This window comes from Pleomorphochaeta sp. DL1XJH-081, assembly GCF_049310885.1.
Classification (GTDB): domain Bacteria; phylum Spirochaetota; class Spirochaetia; order Sphaerochaetales; family Sphaerochaetaceae; genus CAYZJV01.
Window position 1 is genome coordinate 1 of the sequence record NZ_JBMDYO010000108.1, and the last position, 269, is coordinate 269.

The window sequence follows — 269 nt, forward strand, 5'->3', positions numbered from 1 at the left end:
TTAACAATAAGATTGAGACTATTGACCTTAAAGCTAACTTTAATCTTACGATAAACATTCATACCTTTATAACGAATCTAGAAGCAGATTTTCAGCAGGAGTACAAAGATGGGATATGTAACCACAAAAGATGGCGTAGACATTTTCTATAAAGACTGGGGGCCACGCGATGCCCAAGTTTTATTTTTTCATCACGGTTGGCCTTTAAGTTCAGATGATTGGGACACACAATTGCTTTTTTTCCTTAAAGAAGGTTTCCGCGTAGTTGC

General features: G+C 37.2%; 1 protein-coding gene. It reads left to right on the forward strand.

Going from position 1 to position 269, the window contains the following annotated elements; genetic code table 11:
• Positions 1-108: 108 nt before the first annotated feature.
• The coding region (locus tag ACODJP_RS14090; protein ID WP_422482570.1) for an alpha/beta fold hydrolase at positions 109-269 on the forward strand (161 nt) is incomplete at its 3' end.